Genomic DNA, 615 nt, shown 5'->3' on the forward strand with positions numbered 1-615 from the left:
AAGCTTCTTCCTGAAGAAACTCGACAAGCAGAAATCAAACTGGCGTATTTGCCAAAAAACAAAGACAGCCATAAGCCTAAACAATGGCTACAAAAATCGTTAGCTGTAGGCGTTTGGACATTATTGGTCATCGCTTGTGCGAGACCAGTTTGGTTTGGCGAACCTGTCGAGTTTCAACCTAAGTACCGAGACTTAATGCTGGTGGTTGACCTTTCAGGCTCCATGCAAAAAGAGGACATGAACTTAGATGGCGAGTACATCGACCGACTCTCTGCCGTGAAAAAAGTCCTATCAGATTTTGTCGCGAAGCGAAAAGGTGATCGGCTTGGAGTAGTTCTATTTGGTGACCACGCGTACTTACAAACGCCACTGACGGCTGACCGACAAACCGTTATCCAACAAATCAAGCAAACCGTAATTGGCCTAGTTGGTCAACGAACCGCAATTGGCGATGGTATCGGCTTAGGAACAAAAACCTTTGTCGATAGCGATGCGCCCCAGCGCGTGATGATTTTGCTCAGTGACGGCAGTAACACCGCAGGTGTGTTAGATCCAATCGAAGCGGCTGAGATTGCGAAGAAATACAATGCCACTATTTATACCGTCGGCGTAGGT

1 protein-coding gene is annotated in these 615 nt (G+C 47.0%); it reads left to right on the top strand.

Translation table 11 applies throughout. The features are described 5' to 3' along the window. On the top strand, window positions 1-615 hold a 615-nt coding region (locus R7Z50_RS28805), incomplete at both ends, for a VWA domain-containing protein (RefSeq protein WP_318149921.1).

Source organism: Vibrio sp. 1249-1 (genome assembly GCF_033340495.1).